Source organism: Mesorhizobium shangrilense (assembly GCF_028826155.1).
GTDB classification, from domain to species: domain Bacteria; phylum Pseudomonadota; class Alphaproteobacteria; order Rhizobiales; family Rhizobiaceae; genus Arvimicrobium; species Arvimicrobium flavum.
In genome coordinates this window covers 1,948,253-1,966,602 of the sequence record NZ_JAQGPN010000001.1, presented here as the reverse complement: position 1 = coordinate 1,966,602, position 18,350 = coordinate 1,948,253, and the positions used below count along the sequence as shown (strand labels likewise).

Here is an 18,350-nt window from a genome sequence, read left to right as displayed (position 1 = left end):
GCCGGCGGGCTAACTCAATTGCCCGTCCGCGCCAGGCGGCCGGAAAATCGTTCAACCTTGACCACCCGGAGTTCCGGGGCTAAGGCGGCTCGGCGCGAGCGGCCTTCCCCCGGGACGCGCCCGCCGCCTGCGTTCCCTTCAAAAACGTGTCCGCGCGGCGGACCTCCTGGCTCGAATCAAGGGAGACGGCGATGATCAAGGCATTCGTCGTGGACAAGGATCGCCTTCGCCTCGTCGAGGGCCTGGCCGGCAACGAGGACCGCGTCGTCTGGATCGACATGGTCAATCCCGACAAGGAAGAGGAAGCGGCCATCGAGCGGTGGCTCGACGTGGGCGTACCGACCCGGGAGGAGATGGAGGAGATCGAGATCTCCAGCCGCCTCTATGTCGAGAACGGCGCCCATGTGATGACCGCGATCCTGCCGGCGCAGGCCGAAGGAGACGAGCCGGTCATGTCGCCTGTGACCTTCGTGCTGTCCGGCAACCACCTCGTCACTATCCGCTATCACGAGCCGCGCGCCTTCCAGACCTTTCCGCAGCGCGCCGAAAAGGCGGCGACCGGCTGCACCACCGGCGAGACGGTTCTCATCGGACTGCTGGAGGCGATCGTCGACCGCCTTGCCGACGTGCTGGAGCGCGCCTCGCGCGACGTGGAGGCCCTGTCGAAGGACATCTTCAATCCGACGGAGAAGAAGGCATCCAAGCGCGACCGCGACTTCCAGCTCGTCCTAAAGGGACTGGGCCGCAAGGAATCGCTGACCTCCAACATGCGCGACAGCCTGACCACGCTGCAGCGCCTGTCGGGCTTCCTCGCCAATGCGGTCGGCCACACGAAGGACGGCAAGGAAGCCCGCGCCCGCGTAAAAACCCTGTCCCGGGACGTGGCCTCGCTGAGCGACCATGCTTCGTTCCTGTCGCAAAAGATCACCTTCCTGCTCGACGCCACGCTCGGCATGATCAACATCCAGCAGAACGCGATCATCAAGATCGTTTCCGTCGCGGCGGTCGTGTTCCTGCCGCCCACCCTGGTCGCATCCGTCTACGGCATGAACTTCGACGTCATGCCCGAACTGAAGTGGCAGTACGGATATCCGATCGCGCTCGGGCTGATGATCGTCTCGGCGATTCTTCCCTTCTGGTATTTTCGCCGGCGTGGCTGGCTTTGACGCGGCTCGCGCGCTAAAGCCCCGGATGTTCAACTTTGAGCAGGTTTGATTGATGGCGTCTGCGAAATGGGCCTTCGAAGATCTCGAGGAGGGCGTATCGATCGCCCTCGGAACCCGGACGGTAACTGCCGCCGAGATCATCGAGTTCGCTGAGCAGTTCGACTTCCAGCCGATGCACCTCGATGAGGAGGCGGGCAAGGCCAGCATCCTTGGAGGCTTGTCAGCTTCGGGCTGGCACACCTGCTGCATGTTCATGCGCATGCTGTGCGACGGGTTCCTGCTCGATTCGACGTCCCAGGGATCTCCCGGGATCGAGTTCACACGGTGGAAGAAGCCCGTGCTTGCCGGCGATACGCTGACCGGCCACAGCACGGTGCTCGGAAAGCGGGCGTCCAAGTCGAAGCCCGGCCTGGGCTTCGTCACCGTCCGCAGCGAGCTCGTCAACCAGCGTGGCGAGGTCGTGCTGGAACTTCAAAACACCGGAATGTTCCTGGCCAGGAGCGCAGCATGACGCTGGACGATTTTCTCGACATCGGCGTCACCAGGACGCTCGGCTCGCACACCTTCCAGGCAGACGAGATCAAGGCGTTCGCCGCCAAGTACGATCCGCAGCCGTTCCATCTCGACGAAGCGGCCGCCGAACGCAGCGTGTTCGGCAGGCTCTGCGCGTCGGGCTGGCACACGGCGGCGATGTGGATGCGGCACAATCTCCTGTCGATCGAGCGCGACAAGCGCCCGTGGACCGGCGAAGGACCGGAGCCCGTGTTCGGCCCCTCCCCCGGCTTCCAAAACCTGAAATGGCTAAAGCCTGTCTACGCAGGCGAAACGGTTACCTACACCCGCGTCAACGTCAGCCATCGCGCGATGGCATCGCGGCCGGGCTGGCGTATCCTGTCGATGACAGCGGCAGGATACGATTCCACGGGCGACAAGGTGCTCGAGTTCGACAGCGCCGTGCTGGTGCAGACCGGCTGATCAATCGGCCGGGGCTCAATGCCCTCGCTCAATGCCCCTCGAACGCGACCAGCGTCCGGACGGGCACGTCCAGCGCCTCCAGCTTCGCGCGCCCCCCGAGGTCCGGGAGGTCGATGACGAAGCAGGCAGAGACGATCTCGGCGCCCATCTGCCTGAGCAGTCTCGTGGCGCCTTCCGCAGTACCGCCGGTGGCGATGAGATCATCCACCAGGATGACCTTCTCGCCCGGATTGACCGCATCCCTGTGCATCTCCATCTCGTCCAGGCCGTATTCGAGGCTGTAGGCCACGCGCACGGTGTCGTGGGGTAGCTTGCCCTTCTTGCGGATGGGGATGAAGCCCGCCGAAAGTTGGTGGGCAATGGCGCCGCCGAGGATGAAGCCCCGCGCCTCGATACCAGCGATCTTGTCGATCTTCATGCCGGCGTAGGGATGCACCAGTTCGTCGACGGCGCGGCGGAAGGCGCGCGCATTGCCGAGCAGGGTGGTGATGTCGCGGAACAGGATGCCCGGTTTCGGATAGTCCGGAATCGTTCGGATGGCCGAAAGCAGCGTGTCTTCGAGGGTCTGTCGCATTCGGCTTGTCCGCGCGGTCTATCTATTCTTATGCGCTGTCGGCGTTGGGTGGCAATCGGATAGCGCGTTGTCGACATGAAAAAGGGCGCTCTCGGCGCCCTTCCCCAAATGGCTTGCGGTCCGCGCTCAGTGCGCCACGCTGGACCAGACCTTGCGCTTCGTCAGGTAAACCAGCCCGCCGAAGAGAAGCATGAAGATCAGGACCTGGAAGCCGGTCTGCTTGCGGCTCTCCATATGCGGCTCGGCCACATACATGAGGAACGCGGAAACGTCCTTCGCGTACTGGTCGACCGTCTGCGGCGCGCCGTCGTCATAGGTGACCTGGTCGTCCGACAGGGGCTTGGCCATGGCCAGCGACTTGCCGGCGATGAAGTACGGGTTGTAGTGCGTGCCCTCGGCGATCTCCATGCCGGCCGGCGGCTGCTCGTCGTAGCCGGTCAGCAGCGAGTAGATGTAGTCGGGCCCGCTCTCCTGATACTGCGTGAAGATGTCGAAGACAAAGGTCGGGAATCCGCGGGTGACGCCGCGCGCCTTCGCGATGAGCGAGAAGTCGGGCGGAGCCGCGCCGTTGTTGGAAGCCGCTGCGGCGGCCGTGTTCGGGAACGGCGACGGGAAATGGTCAGACGGCAAGCCGGGGCGCTCGAACATGTCGCCCGCGTCGTTGGGACCGTCCTCGACCGTGTACTCGGCCGCGAGCGCCTTGATCTGCTCCTCGGAGTAGCCGAGGCCGCTCATGGCGCGGAACGGAACCATCTCCATCGAATGGCAAGCCGCGCAGACTTCCTTGTAGACCTTGAGGCCGCGCTGCAGCTGGCCCTTGTCATAGGTGCCGAACGGGCCCGCGAAGCTCCAGCCCTGCTCCTTCGGAGCGTGGATGGGGAAGTGGGTCGGCTCGGCCTCGCTGTGCGCTTCCTGGGCGAGCGCATAACCCGCTACGCCCGTGAGCAGTGCACCGGCCGCAACCAGAGCGGTGAGAATCTTGTTCATTAAAATGCCCTCTCCGAGTCTCGCCCGCCTAGACCCTGGCTTCTTCGGTCGCGCCCAGTGCGGCCGAAGCGCCCTTGTTCTTTTCGAGAACCGCCTCGGTGATCGAATTGGGAATGCGGCGCGGGGTCTCGATCAGACCAAGCAGCGGCATCACGACCAGGAAGAACGCGAAATAGTAGATCGTCGAAATCTGCATCAGCGGAATGTAGAGGCCTTCCGCCGGCTTCGAGCCAAGCCATCCGAGGAAGATCGCGTTCGCGGCGAACAGCCAGAAGGCCAACTTGAACCAGGGGCGATAGACCGCCGAGCGCACCTTCGACGTGTCGAGCCACGGCACGACGAAGAGGACTGCGATGGCGCCGAACATGGCGAGCACGCCGCCCAGCTTCGAGTCGATCGGCCCGATGTTGAAGGTGATCGCGCGCAGGATCGCGTAGAACGGCAGGAAGTACCATTCCGGAACGATGTGTGCTGGCGTCTTCAGCGAGTCGAACTGGATGTAGTTGTCCGGGTGACCCAGGAAGTTCGGGATGTAGAAGACGAAGTAGGCGAACACGGCCAGGAACACGATCATGCCGAACGCGTCCTTGATGGTCGCATAGGGCGTGAAGGGCAGCGTGTCGGTCTTCGACTTCACTTCGATGCCGGTCGGGTTGGTCTGGCCGGTCACGTGCAGCGCCCAGACGTGCAGCACGACGACGCCGGCGATCATGAACGGCAGCAGGTAGTGCAGCGAGAAGAAGCGGTTGAGCGTCGGGTTGTCGACGGCGAAGCCACCGAGCAGAAGCTCCTGGATCCAGGTGCCCACCAGCGGGATCGCGGTGAAGAACCCGGTGATGACGGTCGCGCCCCAGCCGGACATCTGGCCCCACGGCAGCACGTAGCCCATGAAGCCGGTCGCCATCATCAGCAGGTAGATGATGCAGCCGAGGATCCAGAGCAGCTCGCGCGGCGCCTTGTAGGAGCCGTAGTAGAGACCGCGGAAGATGTGGATGTAGACGGCGATGAAGAAGAACGATGCGCCGTTGGAATGCAGGTAGCGCAGCAGCCAGCCGGAGTTGACGTCACGCATGATCTTCTCGACCGACGTGAAGGCCAGCGTCGTGTCGGACGCATAGTGCATCGCCAGCACGATGCCGGTCAGCATCTGCAACACAAGCATGATCGCGAGGATGCCGCCGAAGGTGTAGGCGTAGTTCAGGTTGCGCGGCACCGGATAGGCGACGAAGGAGTCGTACACCAGCCGCGGCAGCGGCAGGCGCGCGTCGAACCAGCGTTCGATTCCGGTCTTCGGGGTGTAGGTAGAATGTCCACCGGCCATAAGTCTGTCCCCCTCAGCCGATCTTGATCTTGGTGTCCGACAGGAACGTCAGCGTCGGCACCGGCAGGTTTTCGGGCGCGGGTCCTTTGCGGATGCGTCCAGCGGTATCGTAGTGCGAGCCGTGGCACGGGCAGAACCAGCCGCCGAAGTCGCCTTGCTGGCCGAGCGGCACGCAGCCCAGATGCGTGCACACGCCCACCATCACGATGTAGTTTTCCTTGCCCTCGCCAGCCGAACGGTCGGTGTCGGTCGCCTCGGCGTCGGATGGAAGGTTGGCGTTACGCGCCAGAGGGTCCTTGAGTTCGGACATCGGGACCTGCTTGGCGGCCTCGACTTCCTGCGGCGTGCGGTTGCGGATGAACACGGGCTTGCCGCGCCACTTGACGACCATGGACATGCCCGGCTCGAGCGCCGCCACGTCGACCTCGATCGAGGACGCGGCGAGCGTCGACGCGTCTGGGCGCATCTGGTCGATAAAGGGCCAAGCCACGGCTCCTGCACCGACGACGGCAGCCATGCCGGTCGTCACGTACAGGAAGTCCCGGCGGTTGGGTTCAATCGTATCGTCTGCGCTCACGGAACGTCGATCCTTCCTCATGCGATCGCCGGCCACGAGCATTGTCCCCGCTCACATACCCCGTCCCGACACGCTGGCGATCAGGCTGGCGAAATTACCGGCATTGCGTGTGGTTTCTATGCAGGAAGCCTATGCTTGTCCAGACGGCAGGATCGGCGTGGGCAGATTGTCGCGGGGGATGTGCAAGGGTTTGTGATTTGACGGCTTCCCGAAAATGTAGCAACGTGTCTACATTGTTGAGAAGCGAGACTGTGCAATGAACGTCGTCCGCGCACCGGTCACGACCATGTCCAGCCGCGAGTTCAATCAGGACACGGCTCGGGCCAAGCGCGCGGCCAAGCAGGGTCCGGTCTTCATCACCGATCGCGGCAAACCCAGTCATGTTCTTCTGACCAAGGATGAGTATGACCGGCTTGAGGCGTTGCAGGCGCCGGCTGAAGCGCCGAAGCGCAAGAGCTTGGCGCGGGCGCTGGCGGACCTCCGGCCGGAGGCAGACTTCGACTGGGAACCTCCGAGGCTGAGTGGTTTCTCTCTGAAAGTTCCCGATTCCGAATGATGTTCCTGCTCGACACGAACGTCATATCGGAACTGCGTCGGCCGGAGCGCGCCAACGAGAACGTATCGCAATGGATAGACGGTCAGGACGAAGCCCTGCTGGCTTGCTCCTGCGTGTCGGTCCTCGAGCTCGAAATTGGCGTCTTGCGAGCGCTGCGGCACGACAAGCTGCAGGGCCACATGCTGCGCACATGGATTGACGAACGCGTACTGCCGGGCTTCGAAGGCAGGGTCATACCGATAGACGTGCGCGTTGCACTCCGATGCGCGGCGCTGCATGTCCCCAATCCCCGCTCCGACCGTGACGCCTACATCGCCGCTACGGCCCTGGCACACGACCTGACCGTCGTCACCCGCAACACCCGCGATTTCGAAGGCACGGGCGTGAAACTGCTCAACCCCTGGGTGGAAACGTAAGCATAGCGTTGACGAGCGGATGGGCGGCGCGAACAGATTCGGCTGAGCTCACTTCGCACCGAGCCGTGCCAGAACCTCATTTGGAATTCCGTAGTCGCGAATCACGTCCTGGTGCCGGCGCAGGCCACAAAGCTCGCGCTGGATGAAATAGGCATAGACCGCCTCTGCCGCATCCTTCAGGGCCGCCGTGCGCCCTTCCGAGCCGCGGTCATGCGCCCGCAGTTTCTCCAGGCAGATCTCGACCTGCCTGCCGGCCCGGCCGAGCGCCGACGCCTTCTCGGCCATCATCTCGTAGCCGAGCAAGTCGAGACCGCTTTCGGCGGACCGGCCGCCGGTCAGGTCAGGTGGGCGCAGGGACATTCTTCACGCTGCTCGCTGCTATCCGCATGGGAGCCTACTCCGCCGCCAGCCGATCGGCCAGGAAGCCGCCCGACTGACGCTTCCAGAGCTGAGCGTAGAGACCGCCGCGCGCGATGAGTTCATCATGCGTGCCCTCCTCGACGATCTTGCCTTCGTCGAGGACGATCAGCCGGTCGAGCGCGGCGATGGTCGAAAGGCGGTGGGCGATGGCGATCACCGTCTTGCCCTCCATCAGCTGGGCGAGGTTCTCCTGGATGGCGGCCTCCACTTCCGAATCGAGGGCGGACGTCGCCTCGTCGAGGATAAGGATGGGCGCGTTCTTGACCATCATGCGGGCGATGGCGACGCGCTGGCGCTGGCCGCCCGAGAGTTTTACGCCGCGCTCGCCGACATGCGCGTCATATCCCTTGCGGCCGCGTGGGTCGGTGACCTCGACGATGAAATCGTGCGCCGCCGCCCGCCTTGCAGCGTCGACGATGTCCGCGTCCGACGCCCCTGCCCTGCCATAGCCGATATTGTCGCGGATCGAGCGATGCATCAGCATCGCCTCCTGGCTGACGACGCCGAACTGCGCCCGCAGGGAAGCCTGCGTCACCTCGCGCACGTCGCGGCCGTCGATGAGGATCCGCCCCTTCTCAACGTCGAACAGGCGGAGCATCAGATTGACGACAGTCGTCTTGCCGGCCCCGGACGGGCCGACCAGCGCCACGCGCTCTCCGGGTCGGATGTGCAGGTTCAGATTGTCGATGACGCCGCTGCCCTTGTCGTAGTTGAAGGAGACGTTCTCGAAGCGGATGTCGCCCGTGGCCCGCGGCATGACGGCGGCGTCCGGCGCATCGGCTATCGCCGGCGTCACCGAGATGGTGCGCGTGGCGTCCTGCACCGTGGCGTAGTTGCGCACGAGACCGTTGATGTTGAACATCATCCAGCCCGACATCTGATTGAGGCGGAACACCAGCCCGAGCGCCGCCGCGATGGCGCCGGTCGTTATTTCGCCGTTCGCCCACGCCAGCACGGCAAGGCCGCCGACGGCGCTCATCATCACGCCGTTCAGCAGGGCGACCGCCGAGCGCACGGTGGTGATCGCCCGCGTCAGCCGCAGCACCGCCAGGAGGAAATTCTCCATTCCGTCGCGGATGTAGGTGTGCTCGCGCCGACCGCTGTCGAACAGCTTTACCGCCATGATGTTGGTGAAGGCGTCGACAAGCCTGCCATTGAAGATGGAGCGCTGGTCGGCGGTTTCGCGCCCGGCCCGTCGCATTTCGGGCAAGAGGAAGCGGATGATGGCGAGATAGCCACAGAACCAGAGCCCGACCACGGCCCCCATCAGCGGGTCCAGCGACACCAGGATGGTGATGGCCAGGACGATGAAGGTCAGGAACGACCACATCGTCTGGACGATGTTCACGATGAAGTCGCCGACCGCCTCGCCGCCCTGCATGATCTTGGTGGCGATCCGGCCTGCGAAATCGTTCTGGTAGAAGCCATAGGGCTGCTCGATGACGCGCCTGAAGGACTGCCAGCGCACCATCGAGTAGAAGCCCGGCACGATGATCTGCTGCTCGAGCACGGCCGAGGCGATCATGACCACCGTGCGCGCCACCAGGACCAGCAGGACAAGACCGAGCAGCGCCGGCCAGTGTTCCTGGAAGAGCGTTGCCGGGTTCGAGCGGTCGAGCAGGTCGACGAGCCAGCCGACGGCCCAGTACATGGCCGCGTCGATGGCGCCCGCGAGGCCGCCGACGACCAGCAAGAGGAAGAAGGGCCACTTCGCCTGGCGCGCGAAATAAAAGATGAACTGCCAGGCGTTGTCCGGAAGCACGGCGCGGTCGGTGTCCTGGAAGGGATCGATCGAACCTTCGAAGGTCTGCCAGAGGCGATCGCGGAAGGAACTGTCGTTGTTCATCGGCTTCATTCTGGAAATGGCGTTCTATGGCCTGCGCAAGGCGGCGGGCTTGTAGTGGCGTGACAGACGGCGCGCGGCACTCATCATTCCGCCGCCTGCTCCTTCATGGTCTGGTCGTTGGCTCCCACGGCATCCGGTTCGTCGAGCAGGAAGCCGCCTGACTGGCGCTGCCACAGCTGGGCGTAGATCCCGCCCTGCGCCACCAGTTCGTCGTGCGACCCTTCCTCGACGATCCTGCCCTTGTCCATGACCACGAGCCTGTCCATCGCCGCGATGGTCGAGAGCCGGTGCGCGATGGCGATGACCGTCTTGCCCTCCATCAGCCGGTAGAGGTTCTCCTGGATCGCCGCCTCCACCTCTGAATCCAGAGCCGAGGTCGCCTCGTCCAGGATCAGGATAGGGGCGTCCTTCAGCATCACCCGCGCAATCGCGATGCGCTGGCGCTGGCCGCCGGACAGTTTGACGCCGCGCTCCCCGACATGCGCATCAAAGCCCTTGCGTCCCTTTGCATCGACCAGCGTGGCGATGAAGTCGAGCGCCTCGGCCCGGCGCGCCGCCTCGATCATCATGGCGTCGTCGGCATCGGGGCGGCCATAGACGATGTTGTCGCGCACGGAGCGGTGCAGCAGCGACGTGTCCTGGGTGACCATGCCAATATGAGCCCGCAGCGAATCCTGCGTCACGGCGGAAATGTCCTGCCCGTCGATGAGGATTCTGCCGCTCTCCAGGTCGTAGAAGCGCAGCAGCAGGTTGACCAGCGTCGACTTGCCGGCGCCGGAACGTCCGACGATGCCAACCTTCTCGCCCGGCTTCACCTTGAGCGACAGTTCCTCGATGACCCCCTTCTGCTTGCCGTAGTGGAAGGCCACGTCCTCGAAGGCGATCTGACCGTGCGGCACGTCGAGTTCTGTAGCGCCAGGCCGGTCCTCGACCAGCCGCGGCAACGAGATCGAGCTGATGCCGTCCTGCACCGTGCCGATGTTCTCGAACAGCGCCGACATCTCCCACATTATCCACTGCGACATGCCCCACAGGCGCAGCACGAGGCCGATGACCACGGCGACCGCGCCGATAGTCACGATCTCGTTCATCCAGAACCAGATCGACAGGCCGGCGACCGACAGCAGAAGCAGGGAGTTGAGCAGATAGAGGCATGCGTAGAGAAGCGTCACCAGCCGCATGGAACGGTAGACCGTGTCCATGAAGGTGGTCATGCCCTCCTTCGCATAGGACGCCTCGCGTTTGCCGTGCGAGAACAGCTTGACGGTCTGGATGTTCGTGTAGCTGTCGACGACGCGCCCGGTCATCATCGAGCGGGCGTCGGACTGCTCCTCGGCAACGCGTCCCAGGCGCGGGATGAAGATGCTGAGCAGGATCGCGTAGGCCACCAGCCACACCACCAGCGGCGTCGCCAGCCGCCAGTCCGCCGAGCCGACGATGAACAGCATGCCGAGAAAATACACAATGACGTAGTTCAGCACGTCGATCAGCTTCATCACGCATTCGCGCACGGCGAGCGCGGTCTGCATCAGCTTGGTGGCGATGCGTCCGGCGAACTCGTCCTGGTAGAAGGTCATCGACTGCTTGAGCAGGTAGCGGTGCACCTGCCAGCGTATCCGCATCGGATAGTTGCCCATCAGCGTCTGGGTGTGGATCAGCGACTGCAGGAACACCGTCAGCGGCAGCACGATCATGACGACCGCAGCCATGCCGCCGAGCTTCCAGCCCTCGGTCTGCAGGAAGGTCGCCCGGTTCTGGGCCGACAGCCAGTCGACGATCGAGCCCAGGAAGCCGAACATCCACACCTCGGTGATGGCGATCGCTGCGACCAGCACCGCGTCCATCGCCACGTAAGGCCAGGCCCCGCGCGTGTAATGCATGCAGAAGGCGATGAGCGTCTTCGGCGGCTCCACCGGCTCTTCGGCAGGGAACGGCTCCAGCCGTTTTTCAAACCATTTCAGTATCATGTCAGGTCTCAATATAGGATGGAACGCGCGGCCGGTCAGGCCGCGCGCAAACCGATGGGCTGTTCGATCTCGGCCGCATGGACGCCAGCGGCCTCTTCAGCGTTCGTCCGGCCCTTGTACATGCTTGCCGCGCGCTCACCGGCGGCTCCCTCAGCCTCTGCTGACAACGCAGTGACAGGAGCCGCAGGCGCCTCGACGGCGACGAAGAGGCGCGCCGACGCCCGCGCAAGCCGCATCAGGAGCGACGGCCGCCGCGCGCCCGGCGGCTTGTCCGGTGGAAGCACGTCCGGCAGCATGCCGCGGTGCAGGCGACGACCGGGGCTGGCTGGCGAAGCTCCCTCGCCGATGGCGAAAGCCCATGCGGCGAGCTTCGCCTCGTGCAGCGTGCTCAACTCGGAATGCCTGTCGAACTGGATAAGAAGCGGATCGCGGCGCGATCCTTGATGGTGTTGCATCGTCGTGATTCCTTCGGAGACGGAAAAATGTTTTCCGGCGGAATCGAGACGAGGTTGCTCTAGACTGTCAGAGGAAGCGTCGAACCGAAACCGCGGTCAGGCCCAGAGGGCCTGGTTGGGGCGGTGGATATCTACGGTCATCATGAATTCCATATCCGCCTCCGTCGGTTCGAGTTGACACGGCGCGCTCTATAGACGGCTTCGACGAACTTGGCTACCCGCAGCGTGCAACTTTGTCGCACTCTCCTGACAATGTTGCCAATGCGCAACGCCAAGGAATGGGACCAGGAATGCAGTCTGGCATCAGAATCGCGCTGTACCAGCCCGACATCGCCGGCAACACCGGCACCATCCTCCGTATGGCCGCTTGCCTGGGACTGGCCGTGGACCTGATCGAGCCGGCGGGCTTCGACATCAGCGACAGATCGCTCAAGCGCGCCGGCATGGACTATCTCGAAATGGCGGCACTGACCCGGCACGTCGACTTCGCGCGCTTCGAGCAGCAACGGCGCGCGGAAGGCCGCCGGTTGGTGCTCATGTCGACCAAGGCGGCGCAGCCCTACACCGACTTCCGCTTCGAGGATGGCGACGTCCTGCTGCTCGGCCGCGAATCGGCAGGCGTCCCGCAGGCAGTCCACGACATTTCGGATGCGCGCCTGCTGATCCCGATGCGCGGCGGCGGCCGCAGCCTGAACATCGCGCTCGCCGCCGCGATGGTCGTAGGCGAGGCGCTCAGGCAGATCGGTTGAGCCGCTGCGCAGCCAAGGTTCGCGGACGATCTCCACCAGCCCGTCAGGGCGCACCACCACTCTGGTTCCGGCCAAACGTCTCATCGATCCGCTCCCTGATTGCAGTTGAACGGATGGATTGATAAAACCTCAAGTAATCTTGAGGTCAAGCGGAGTCGCCTCCATGCGTCACGGTTTGAGCGTGGGATATGTCGCGCGCCGCAGCGGGGTCGCGGTTTCGACGCTGCATTTCTACGAAACCAAGGGGCTGATCCGCAGTGATCGGACGGCCGGCAACCAGCGCAGCTATGGCAGCGACGTGCTTCGGCGGGTGGCGATAATCAAGGTCGCGCAGGAGATGGGCATTTCGCTCGCCGAGATCGGCGACGCGCTGCGGGCGCTGCCGGAAGGTCGCACGCCGAACCGCAAGGATTGGAGTCTGCTTTCAATGCGATGGCGCGACAGCCTCGATCGCCGCATCAGCCAGCTCGAGCGCCTGCGTGACGGCCTGAACGACTGCATCGGTTGCGGCTGCCTGTCGATCGACAAGTGCAACCTCCGCAATCCGCAGGACCGCCTGGCCGAAGCAGGCGCGGGGCCACACCGGCTCCGCGTCGAGGACCGAGGTGTCACCAACAAGTGATCTGCCGTGAGGGCGCCGCGGGCCCGCTCATCCCGGCTGTACCGGAGCCAGCGCGGCTGCGGTGTCGGCGCTGAAACCGGCCTCGGCCTGCCCGAACTTGCAGGCGTGACGCTTTTGCAACAGCGAGCGGACAGCCTTATTTTTGCCTCAATTTAGACGCGCCTGCGTCACAGTTCGACTGAACAAGCCCTCCTGCAGCGGCCACCGCCGCCCTCCCGCAGAACTTAAAGAATTCCTGGAAAAGCACTCCATAAAATGCCGAATGTCCTTTCGCGCCGTACGTTCCTGATTGGAACGTCGCTTCTCGGCGCTGCCGCAGTCTCAGCCTGCACCCAGACCCCCAGCACCGCCCTCAACGGGACCCTGCCGAAACCCATCAGGCCTGCTCCGCCTCCGGAGTCCGAAGTTCACGAGATGAACTACGCCGAGAGCTACGCGGCGGTCGAGGACGGCGGCTACGCGCTGCCGGCGGTTCCCTACCAGCAGGTGGATCGGAAGTTCTGGCGTCAGATCGTCGACGACCCGACGGGCGAGCCGGCCGGCACCATCGTCGTGAACACGCAGGAGAAGTTCCTCTACTGGGTGCTGAAGAACGGCAAGGCGATGCGCTACGGCGTCGGACTGGGCCGTGCAGGCTACGACTGGAAGGGACGCGCCGTCGTTCAGTGGAAGCGCAAGTGGCCGACCTGGACGCCGCCCGATTCCATGATCAAGCGGGACCCGAAGCTGGAGAAGTGGCGTCATGGCATGCCTCCCGGCCTGACCAACCCGCTCGGCTCGCGGGCGCTCTACATCTTCCAGAACGGCGAGGACACGCTCTATCGCATCCACGGATCGCCGGAGTGGAGGTCGATCGGCAAGTCGGCTTCCGCCGGCTGCGTGCGGATGTTCAACCAGGACGTCATGCACCTCTACGAGCGCGTTCCGAGCAAGACGCCGCTTGTGGTGGTCTGAGCGGGGAATCCGCTGCCCATTGGCGCCGCTCTGGCGCCGGCGCCTGAAGGCAAATCGGCGTCGCCTCAGTCGGCGGCCGGAAGTCTCCTGATGGTGAACTCGATGACGTCGCCCGGCCGCTCGAACCAGCTTTCGATCTCGGTCCAGTAGGCCTGCTTGGGCCAGCGATCGAACCACTCGCGCGCCTTCTTGCGCGCATCCGACCGGGGCAGCACGAAGGTTTCCCGCAGGAATCCGTCGTGCCCCCTTCCCTGACGCTGGGCGCGGGAGCGCTCGAGGCGCTTCCTGAGGGCGTTCAGCGGCGGTCTCGCCGGCGTCGACACGAAAAGAACTCCTTGACCCTGCACCCCTGAAGATTAGGGATCGCGCGCGGGAAAGCGAGTCTTTTCGTATGTGGCCCAGATTGGCGGCCAAAATGGCGGAGTGAAATGGAACGTCCTGAAATTCCGGCGGGATTGCCGGCAGACATCGAGGAACGCAAGGCGACGGCCCGCGCCTGGTTCGAGAACCTTCGCGACCGCATCTGCAAGAACTTCGAGGAACTGGAAGATTCGCTCGCCGGCCCGCAGTCGAGCTGGACCCCGGGCAGGTTCGAGCAGACCGAATGGCAGCGCGACGAGGGTCGGGGCGGCGGCGGGCTCATGTCGATGATGCACGGACGCGTCTTCGAAAAGGTCGGCGTCCATACCTCCACCGTCTACGGCGAGTTCTCGCCCGAGTTCCGCAAGCAGATGCCCGGCGGCGAAGAGGATCCGCGCTTCTGGGCGTCCGGCATCTCGCTGATCGCGCACCCGTGGAACCCGAACGTCCCCGCAGTCCACATGAACACGCGCATGGTGGTCACGTCGCGCTGGTGGTTCGGCGGCGGCGCCGACCTGACACCGGTGCTCGACCGCCGGCGCACGCAGGAGGACGCCGACACCCGTGACTTCCACAAGGCCATGCACTTCGCCTGCGAGCGCCACGCGGCAATTGCCGATTACGACCGCCTCAAGGCCTGGTGCGACGAGTATTTCTTCCTGCCGCACCGCAAGGAACCGCGCGGCATCGGCGGCATCTTTTTCGATTGGCAGCACTCGGCCGACGAGATGGGCGGCTGGGACGCGGATTTCCGCTTCACGCAGGATGTCGGACGCTCCTTCGCCGTGGTCTATCCGCATCTGGTGCGCAGGAACTTCAACGAAAACTGGACCGATGCCGATCGCGAGGAACAGCTGATCCGCCGCGGGCGCTATGTCGAGTTCAACCTGCTCTACGACCGCGGGACGATCTTCGGCCTGAAGACGGGCGGCAACATTGCGTCGATCCTGTCGAGCCTGCCGCCGGAGGTGCGCTGGCCCTAGGAACCGCGCACGTCCGCAATTCTCCTACAACCGTGTGCGGCCTTGAGCCGCGATTCAGTTTGCCAAAATTTCTCCACAAACCGTTGAATCGGCTACGAAATATGGCAACTCGCGGCAGCACATTTTTCTTTTTCGTCTAATGGCGGCGACGCCGCACAGGATTATTTCTATCGGCGGGCCGGGAAACGCCGGCGGTTGCAGGGCAACCGCGACGCGACGCAACCCGACGGCCTGTCCGGTGCGGGGCATACTCCCAGATGTCTCCCGCACCTGTTTGAAGGAATGCCTGCCATGCGCACGCTCCTCATCCCGGCGGCGGCTGCCGCCATCCTCGCCACCACCGCTTTTGGCTTTGCCGCGGCGACCCATACCAGCGGCGTGGTCAAGAGCATCGACAAGCACGCCATGACGCTGACCCTCGCCGACGGGTCAGTCTACAACCTCAAGAAGGGGTTCAAGGATCCCGGGCTGAAAGCCGGCGAGAAGGTTCAGATCTCGTGGGATATGAGCGGTTCGAAGAAGATCGCCGAACAGGTAACCATCAGCAAGTAGCTGCGTACGGCGGTCTGCTTCGGGGCGGAGCCTTCGGGCTCCGCCCTTCTCGATTGCGCTGCAACGGAATCGCGCGATCCGTGTTATGCTTCGCCACCCGAACAACGAGAACAAGGAGGTAACCGATGAAGGAATTTCATTGCGGGTCTCTCGTCCCGGGCTGCGAATGGCACACACGCGCCGAAGAGGAAGCCGAGGTGATGCGCCGCGCCGTCGAACACATGCGGCAGACGCATGGCGAGACCATTGTGCGCGAAACCATGATCGAAGCGATCCGGTCGCGGATCGAGAAGGTCCCTGACGCAGCCTAGCCGGCGTCAGCCGTCGATCATTTGCGTGGCGCGTTTCATGAGCGCGCCGCGTTCAATCTCGAAGCCCGAAGCGACCCATTCCGCCTCCAGGGCTTTCAGAATCTCTCCGACCTTCGGTCCCTTCGCCAACCCGAGACCGAGGAGATCAGCGCCCTTGAGCGGAAAGGTAGGCCGCGCCCATTCTTGCGCCGCACGCAGCAGCCGCGCATGGCCGCCGGCCTCGACCAGTGCGTTCGTGTCCTGCGCGGCACGCCAGCGAGCCGCGCTGAGGGCAAGGCGAAGGCGATCGCACAAACCCTCGGGCGAAGAAGCGTAGAGGAGCTGGCCAAGGCTTCGCTCGGAAGCGTCCGGACGAACCTGCGGAGCTTTCGCCCACTTCTCCAGCCGCTCGGCTTCGTTGTTCGAAAGCTTCAGACGCTCTGCCATGGCCTCCATGCGTTCGGCCGCCGGCGGCACCATTGCTTCGAGGCGCAGCATCGGATCGACTTCCCAGCCGAGGTCGCGTTCGGCCTGAACCAGACCATGGATCGCGTCGATCCCCCATTTCTCGCTCTCGGGGAGAATCCGTGACAGAACGCCTGCCTGGCGCATCCAGAGCAGCGCACGCGACGGATCCGGCGCAGACAGAAGACGTTTCAGTTCCGCCCACACACGTTCGGCTGACAGCTGGTCCAATCCCTCCTTCAGCCTCGCACCGGCCCTCAGCCCGTCCGCATCGGGGCGCCCCGAGCCGTACCAGGCGAAGAAGCGAAAGAAGCGCAGGATGCGCAGATAGTCCTCACGGATCCGAGTCTCGGCGTCGCCGATGAAGCGGATCGTGCGGCTGTCGATGTCCGACGCGCCGCCGACCAGATCGACGATCGTGCCGTCGGCCTTGGCGTAGAGCGCATTGATCGTGAAATCGCGACGTTCGGCATCCTGTTTCCAGTCGCGCCCGAAGACGACCCTGGCGCGGCGGCCGTCGGTTTCGACATCGGCGCGCAGCGTCGTCACCTCGAACGGCGTCCCGCGTGCGATCACCGTGACCGTGCCGTGCTCGGCCCCGGTGGGAACCGCCTTGAAGCCCGCGGCCTCGGCGCGCCGCGCGGTTTCCTCCGGGAGCGTCGTGGTGGCGATGTCGATGTCGGTGACCGGCACCCCCAGCAGCGTGTTGCGCACCGCGCCGCCGGCGACGCGCGCCTCCTCGACATCGGCCGACAGCACGGCAAGCAGCCGCTGCAGCGCCGGATTGGAGAGCCACTCGGCGGTGATGGTCTCGCTCACGCGTAAAGTCTTTCGTAAAGCGCGTGGATGATGCCGGCGGTGACGCCCCAGATCATCCAGTCCTCGTATGGCATCCTGTAGAAGAACCGCTCCCTTTCCTCCCAGATGCGGCTGTCGCGCGTGTGGTTGGCGGGATCCATGAGGAAGCGCAGCGGCACCTCGAAGACGCTGTCGACCTCATGCGGATTGATGATGAGGCTGAAATCGGGACGGACGACGCCGAGCACCGGCGCGATGCGGTAGCCGCTTCCCGATACGTAATCGGGCAGGCGTCCGACCACGTCGATGGAATCGCGCACCAGGCCGACCTCTTCCATTGTCTCGCGCAGGGCCGCGTCTTCGACCGATGCGTCCTGCGGATCGATCCGGCCTCCCGGGAACGCCACCTGCCCGGAATGGTTGCGCAGCGCCTCGGCGCGCTTGGTCAGCAGAATCGTCGCCTCGCTGCCGCGATCGACGACCGGGATCAGCACCGCCGCATCGCGCAATTGCTTCCGCACGAACATCTCGCGGAAGTCGGGGTTCAGGCGATGGTCGCCGTAATCGTCGTCGTGGCGTATCGGATCCTGGCGCGTGGCGCGCCGACGGAACTCATTGGCGGAGAAAAGCGACCGGGACATCACTGCCATCTCAGCCCGCCAGACGCTTCAGCTTCGCCGCCGGCATGATCGGATAGACCTCGCCCCTGGAGCGCACGGCGAACATCGGCGTGCCCTCGACCTCGATCTCCTCCCCGTATTCGACGAGTTCGTACATGACCGGTCGCGCGACAAGCGCCTCGAGCCGGCCCCGCACCAAGACGTAGGGCTTCAGTCCGGCGGTATCGTCCTCGTCCACGAATCGCAGCGGATTGTCGGGCCCCGCTTCCACGACGTCGCCGACATTGGTGCGGAACGTGATGATCTGGTCATCCCCCTCGCCGGAAACATTCATCTCGACGGCGACGAAGGGGGCGTCGGCAACGCGTATGCCCACGCGCTCGACCGGCGTGACCAGATAGGTCCTGCCATCGGCGTCCTTGCGCAGCACGCTGGAGAAGAGCTGCACCAGCGGCATGCGGCCGATCGGCGTGCCCATATAGAACCACGTGCCGTCGGCCCGGATCTCCATGTCGATGTCGCCGCAGAACTCGGGGTTCCACCGATCGACCGGCGGCGCTCCCTTGCCGGCGCGTGCGGCGCGCGAGATCAGCGCCTCCAGCCCGCCCGTATCGGCGGCGCGTGTCAGGCTGTCGCCTTGGGTCTGGACAGGGCTTGGCATGGTCACGAAATAGTCACTGTTGGCGCGCTTGTCAGC

General features: G+C 64.5%; 23 protein-coding genes. 11 read left to right on the top strand and 12 right to left on the bottom strand.

The genetic code is table 11. From position 1 onward, the window contains the following. The first annotated feature begins 191 nt into the window (after positions 1-191). Genes corA through PD284_RS09605 form a run of 3 tightly spaced genes read left to right on the top strand, consistent with a single transcriptional unit; the run spans position 192 to position 2,141 of the window. A complete protein-coding gene (corA, locus tag PD284_RS09615) occupies positions 192-1,166 on the top strand; it encodes a magnesium/cobalt transporter CorA (RefSeq protein ID WP_274627981.1) in 975 nt (324 codons plus the stop codon). 52 nt (positions 1,167-1,218) lie between these two features. Then, positions 1,219-1,677 carry a MaoC family dehydratase gene (locus PD284_RS09610; protein WP_274627980.1) on the top strand — a complete coding sequence of 153 codons (459 nt, stop codon included), beginning with the start codon at positions 1,219-1,221 and terminating at the stop codon, positions 1,675-1,677. Further along, positions 1,674-2,141: a MaoC family dehydratase gene (locus PD284_RS09605; protein WP_274627979.1), complete on the top strand. Its 468-nt coding sequence runs from the start codon at positions 1,674-1,676 to the stop codon at positions 2,139-2,141. Before PD284_RS09610 ends, PD284_RS09605 begins: the two co-directional genes overlap by 4 nt. Positions 2,142-2,169: 28 nt before the next feature. On the opposite strand, the gene PD284_RS09600 is transcribed toward PD284_RS09605, so the two are convergent. The 4 genes from PD284_RS09600 to petA form a co-directional block, all read right to left on the bottom strand. Continuing rightward, on the bottom strand, positions 2,170-2,715 hold the full coding sequence (locus PD284_RS09600; RefSeq protein ID WP_274627978.1) for an adenine phosphoribosyltransferase: 546 nt from the start codon (positions 2,713-2,715) through the stop codon (positions 2,170-2,172). A gap of 126 nt (positions 2,716-2,841) precedes the next feature. Beyond that, the gene (locus tag PD284_RS09595) at positions 2,842-3,702 is read right to left on the bottom strand and encodes a cytochrome c1 (protein ID WP_274627977.1); all 861 of its coding nucleotides are present in this window, start codon (positions 3,700-3,702) and stop codon (positions 2,842-2,844) included. A 28-nt stretch (positions 3,703-3,730) separates the two neighbouring features. After that, complete coding sequence (locus PD284_RS09590; RefSeq protein WP_274627976.1) at positions 3,731-5,023, bottom strand: cytochrome b; 1,293 nt, start codon at positions 5,021-5,023, stop codon at positions 3,731-3,733. A 13-nt stretch (positions 5,024-5,036) separates the two neighbouring features. Beyond that, positions 5,037-5,621, bottom strand: a complete 585-nt coding sequence (petA, locus tag PD284_RS09585; protein ID WP_274627975.1) for a ubiquinol-cytochrome c reductase iron-sulfur subunit — start codon at positions 5,619-5,621, stop codon at positions 5,037-5,039. A gap of 235 nt (positions 5,622-5,856) precedes the next feature. On the opposite strand from petA, the gene PD284_RS09580 reads away from it, so the two are divergent. After that, a complete protein-coding gene (locus PD284_RS09580) occupies positions 5,857-6,156 on the top strand; it encodes a type II toxin-antitoxin system prevent-host-death family antitoxin (protein ID WP_274627974.1) in 300 nt (99 codons plus the stop codon). After that, positions 6,153-6,572: a type II toxin-antitoxin system VapC family toxin gene (locus PD284_RS09575; RefSeq protein WP_338036643.1), complete on the top strand. Its 420-nt coding sequence runs from the start codon at positions 6,153-6,155 to the stop codon at positions 6,570-6,572. The genes PD284_RS09580 and PD284_RS09575 overlap by 4 nt, the downstream gene beginning before the upstream one ends. A 48-nt stretch (positions 6,573-6,620) precedes the next feature. Here the strand turns inward: PD284_RS09575 and PD284_RS09570 are convergent, their stop codons facing one another. From PD284_RS09570 to PD284_RS09555, 4 genes are all read right to left on the bottom strand, one after another. Continuing rightward, positions 6,621-6,932, bottom strand: coding sequence for a DUF6665 family protein (locus PD284_RS09570; protein ID WP_274627973.1), 312 nt, complete (start codon positions 6,930-6,932; stop codon positions 6,621-6,623). A gap of 34 nt (positions 6,933-6,966) precedes the next feature. Beyond that, entirely contained in the window at positions 6,967-8,838 is a 1,872-nt protein-coding gene (locus PD284_RS09565) for an ABC transporter ATP-binding protein (RefSeq protein ID WP_274627972.1), read from the bottom strand. A gap of 83 nt (positions 8,839-8,921) precedes the next feature. After that, positions 8,922-10,805, bottom strand: coding sequence for an ABC transporter ATP-binding protein (locus PD284_RS09560; protein ID WP_274627971.1), 1,884 nt, complete (start codon positions 10,803-10,805; stop codon positions 8,922-8,924). 35 nt (positions 10,806-10,840) lie between these two features. Continuing rightward, the gene (locus PD284_RS09555) at positions 10,841-11,260 is read right to left on the bottom strand and encodes a hypothetical protein (RefSeq protein ID WP_274627970.1); all 420 of its coding nucleotides are present in this window, start codon (positions 11,258-11,260) and stop codon (positions 10,841-10,843) included. Positions 11,261-11,550: 290 nt separating this feature from the next. Here PD284_RS09555 and PD284_RS09550 point away from each other — a divergent pair, with 290 nt between their 5' ends. The 3 genes from PD284_RS09550 to PD284_RS09540 all read left to right on the top strand — a co-directional run bounded on the left by PD284_RS09550 (position 11,551) and on the right by PD284_RS09540 (position 13,585). Further along, on the top strand, positions 11,551-12,009 hold the full coding sequence (locus tag PD284_RS09550; protein ID WP_274627969.1) for a tRNA (cytidine(34)-2'-O)-methyltransferase: 459 nt from the start codon (positions 11,551-11,553) through the stop codon (positions 12,007-12,009). Between the two features lie 163 nt (positions 12,010-12,172). After that, positions 12,173-12,631 carry a redox-sensitive transcriptional activator SoxR gene (soxR, locus tag PD284_RS09545; RefSeq protein ID WP_274627968.1) on the top strand — a complete coding sequence of 153 codons (459 nt, stop codon included), beginning with the start codon at positions 12,173-12,175 and terminating at the stop codon, positions 12,629-12,631. A 255-nt stretch (positions 12,632-12,886) separates the two neighbouring features. Continuing rightward, complete coding sequence (locus PD284_RS09540) at positions 12,887-13,585, top strand: L,D-transpeptidase (RefSeq protein WP_274627967.1); 699 nt, start codon at positions 12,887-12,889, stop codon at positions 13,583-13,585. A gap of 65 nt (positions 13,586-13,650) precedes the next feature. Here PD284_RS09540 and PD284_RS09535 read toward each other — a convergent pair whose 3' ends face one another. Further along, positions 13,651-13,908, bottom strand: a complete 258-nt coding sequence (locus tag PD284_RS09535; RefSeq protein WP_274627966.1) for a hypothetical protein — start codon at positions 13,906-13,908, stop codon at positions 13,651-13,653. A 105-nt stretch (positions 13,909-14,013) separates the two neighbouring features. Here PD284_RS09535 and hemF point away from each other — a divergent pair, with 105 nt between their 5' ends. The 3 genes from hemF (at position 14,014) to PD284_RS09520 (ending at position 15,791) form a co-directional block, all read left to right on the top strand. Then, on the top strand, positions 14,014-14,928 hold the full coding sequence (hemF, locus tag PD284_RS09530) for an oxygen-dependent coproporphyrinogen oxidase (protein ID WP_274627965.1): 915 nt from the start codon (positions 14,014-14,016) through the stop codon (positions 14,926-14,928). Positions 14,929-15,219: 291 nt separating this feature from the next. Further along, on the top strand, positions 15,220-15,480 hold the full coding sequence (locus PD284_RS09525; RefSeq protein ID WP_274627964.1) for a DUF1344 domain-containing protein: 261 nt from the start codon (positions 15,220-15,222) through the stop codon (positions 15,478-15,480). Between the two features lie 125 nt (positions 15,481-15,605). Next, a complete protein-coding gene (locus tag PD284_RS09520) occupies positions 15,606-15,791 on the top strand; it encodes a DUF1059 domain-containing protein (RefSeq protein ID WP_274627963.1) in 186 nt (61 codons plus the stop codon). A 6-nt stretch (positions 15,792-15,797) separates the two neighbouring features. Here PD284_RS09520 and PD284_RS09515 read toward each other — a convergent pair whose 3' ends face one another. From PD284_RS09515 to PD284_RS09505, 3 genes are read right to left on the bottom strand one after another with little or no spacing between them, the layout of a single operon-like run. Beyond that, positions 15,798-17,054, bottom strand: a complete 1,257-nt coding sequence (locus PD284_RS09515; protein ID WP_274627962.1) for a CCA tRNA nucleotidyltransferase — start codon at positions 17,052-17,054, stop codon at positions 15,798-15,800. Continuing rightward, on the bottom strand, positions 17,051-17,683 hold the full coding sequence (locus PD284_RS09510) for a CoA pyrophosphatase (RefSeq protein ID WP_274627961.1): 633 nt from the start codon (positions 17,681-17,683) through the stop codon (positions 17,051-17,053). The genes PD284_RS09515 and PD284_RS09510 overlap by 4 nt, the downstream gene beginning before the upstream one ends. A gap of 1 nt (position 17,684) precedes the next feature. After that, positions 17,685-18,314, bottom strand: a complete 630-nt coding sequence (locus PD284_RS09505) for a DUF1285 domain-containing protein (RefSeq protein ID WP_274630590.1) — start codon at positions 18,312-18,314, stop codon at positions 17,685-17,687. Positions 18,315-18,350: the final 36 nt, after the last annotated feature.